The sequence below is a fragment of the Streptomyces sp. MB09-02B genome, assembly GCF_033794485.1.
In the GTDB taxonomy this organism is placed as follows: Bacteria; Actinomycetota; Actinomycetes; order Streptomycetales; family Streptomycetaceae; genus Streptomyces.
In genome coordinates, this window is the sequence record NZ_JARGEE010000702.1 from 1 (window position 1) to 2,752 (window position 2,752).

Consider the following 2,752-nt stretch of genomic DNA (forward strand, 5'->3'; position numbering starts at 1 on the left):
CAAAAAAGGGTTTTTGCGGGGCCGGGTAGAGGTGGATAAAAGCACCCCCCGAGGGCCGCGCCCTCCTCGACGAGGTGCGCGACACCGAACCGGCGCGGGAGTTGGCCGTGGCGACCCGGCTACGCCGCGACCACCCCGCGGAACTGGTCTCGGCGGCGCTGGCCCAGGCCCGGCTGCGGCAGCGGGCGGTGGCGAAGTTCGGCGCGGCGGACGCGGGGCGGATGTTCTTCACGCCGAACGGGGTCGAGCAGTCGACCAGAACGAGCGTGGCGACGTACCGGGCCGAGTGTTTCCAGGCGCTGGGCGTGCGGTCGGTCGCCGACCTGTGCTGCGGGATCGGCGGGGACGCGATCGCGTTCGCGCGGGCCGGGATCCGGGTGCTGGCCGTCGACCGCGACCCGCTGACCGTGGCAGTGGCCCGCGCCAACGCCGACGCGCTCGGGCTCGCCGAACTGATCGAGGTGCGCGAGGCGGATGTGACGGAGGTGGACACGGCCGGGTACGACGCCGTGTTCGTCGACCCGGCCCGGCGCTCCTCCAAGCGCGGCCGGATCTTCGATCCGGAGGCCTACTCCCCGCCCCTGTCCTGGGCCGTGTCGGCGGCGGTGCAGGCCCCGCTCGGCGCGCTGAAGATCGCGCCGGGCATCCCGCACGAGGCGATCCCCGCGCAGGCCGAGGCCGAGTGGATCTCCGACGGCGGGGACGTGAAGGAGGCCGTGCTCTGGTTCCGGGCGGACGGGACGCCGGGGGCGCGGCGGGCGATGCTGCTGCCGGCCGGGGCGGGGGTGTGGGCCGCACCCGACACGATGCTGCCCGACCCGGCGGTCCGTCCGGTGGGCCGGTACCTGTACGAGCCCGACGGTGCCGTGATCCGCGCCCATCTGGTCGCCGAGGTCGCCGAGGAGTTGGAGGGTGGGCTGATCGACCCCACGATCGCCTACGTCACGGCCGACGAGCACCACGTCACCCCGTACGCGGCGGCGTACGAGATCACCGACCAACTGCCCTTCAACGTGAAGAAGTTGAAGGCCCTGCTGCGGGAGCGCGAGGTCGGCATCCTCACGGTGAAGAAGCGGGGGTCGGCCGTCGAGCCGGAGGAGCTGCGCAAGAAGGTCAAGCCGCAGGGCCGCAACTCGGCGACGGTCTTCCTGACCCGGGTCGCCGGAGCCCCGACGATGCTGATCGGCCACCCGGCGTAGGGGTCCGGGTTCCGCCCGGGGCCGCGATGTGCCGCCGGCGGCGGTGGGGAGTCACCCGCCGCCCGCAGCAGGCCCTCGGGCCTCTCCTCCGCCCGCGGCGCCCTCCTCCGCCCGCGGCGCCCCTCAGTCCTCCTCCGCCCGCGTCCGCAGGAGCGCCCGCTCACGCTCGTTGCGGGCCAGACCGGCCGCCCGTAGGAACTCCGCCCGGGCCTCCTCCGTACGGCCCAGTCGGCGCAGCAGATCCCCGCGGACGCTCGGCAGCAAGTGGTAGTCGCGCAGGGCGGGTTCGGCGGTGAGGCCGTCCACGATCTCCAGGGCGGGGCCGGGGCCCTCGGCCATGGAGACGGCGACCGCGCGGTTCAGTTCGACCACGGGGGACGGGGCGCGGGCGGCCAGGAGGGCGTACAGGGTGGCGATCCTCGGCCAGTCGGTCTCCGCGTAGGTGTGCGCCTGGGCGTGGCACGCGGCGATGGCCGCCTGGAGGGCGTACGGGCCCGGCGCGCCGTGCGCGGCGGCCGTGGCGCGGCCGAGGGCGGTGAAGCCCCGGGCGATGAGCAGGCGGTTCCAGCGGCGGCGGTCCTGGTCCCGCAGCAGGACCGGCTCCCCGGCGGGCCCCGTGCGGGTGGCCGCCCGCGACTCCTGGAGCTCCAGCAGGGCCACCAGGCCGTGCACCTCGGGCTCCTTGGGCATCAACTGGGCCAGGACGCGCGCCAGTCGGAGGGCGTCCTCGCAGAGCGCGGGGCGCAGCAGGTCGTCGCCGGCGGTGGCCGCGTACCCCTCGTTGAAGATCAGGTAGATGACTTCGAGCACGGAGTCGAGGCGGGCCTCGCGGTCGGGGCCGTAGGGCACCTCGAAGGCGACGTTCTTCGTGGCCAGCGTGCGTTTGGCGCGGACTACGCGCTGGGCGATCGTCGTCTCGGGGGTCAGGAAGGCGCGGGCGATCTCGGTGGTGGTCAGGCCGCCGAGGAGGCGCAGGGTGAGGGCGATGCGGGCCTCGGCGGAGAGCACCGGGTGGCAGGCCGTGAAGACCAGGCGGAGCAGGTCGTCGTCGATGTCGTCCGGGTCGGACGGCTGATCGAGGTACGGTCCCGCCGACTCCAGGTCCCGCCCCACTTCGGCGAGCTTGCGCGCGTACCGCTCCCGGCGGCGGACGAGGTCGATCGCCCGGTGCTTGGCCGCCGCCATGAGCCAGGCCCCCGGATTGTCCGGCACCCCGTCCCTCGGCCACTGCTCCAGTGCCGCGACCAGTGCGTCCTGCGCCAACTCCTCCGCGATCCCGACGTCCCGCACGATCCGTGCGACACCGGCGATGACTCTGGGCGACTCGATCCGGAAGACGGTCTCGATGGCCTCGTCCGGGTTCGGGTTCGGGTCCGGGTCCGGGGCCGGGGCCGGGGCCGGACCCGAACCCGAACCCGGACGGGGCCGGCGCGACAGTCTCCCGGCGCGGGTCGCCGTGCGTCGTCGCCGGTGCCGAAAGGAGCGTGACGGTGCTCGGGAGCGCGGTAGAGTTAGGACATGAAGCACTGGACACGTTACTCGAGCAGTCGACG

General features: G+C 74.2%; 2 protein-coding genes. One reads left to right on the forward strand and one right to left on the reverse strand.

The window, feature by feature from the left end:
* Positions 1-74 precede the first annotated feature (74 nt).
* Positions 75-1,199, forward strand: coding sequence for a THUMP-like domain-containing protein (locus P1P70_RS43030; protein WP_319247711.1), 1,125 nt, complete (start codon positions 75-77; stop codon positions 1,197-1,199).
* Positions 1,200-1,322: 123 nt separating this feature from the next.
* Here the strand turns inward: P1P70_RS43030 and P1P70_RS43035 are convergent, their stop codons facing one another.
* The gene (locus P1P70_RS43035; protein ID WP_413471682.1) at positions 1,323-2,636 is read right to left on the reverse strand and encodes an RNA polymerase sigma factor; all 1,314 of its coding nucleotides are present in this window, start codon (positions 2,634-2,636) and stop codon (positions 1,323-1,325) included.
* Positions 2,637-2,752 lie beyond the last annotated feature (116 nt).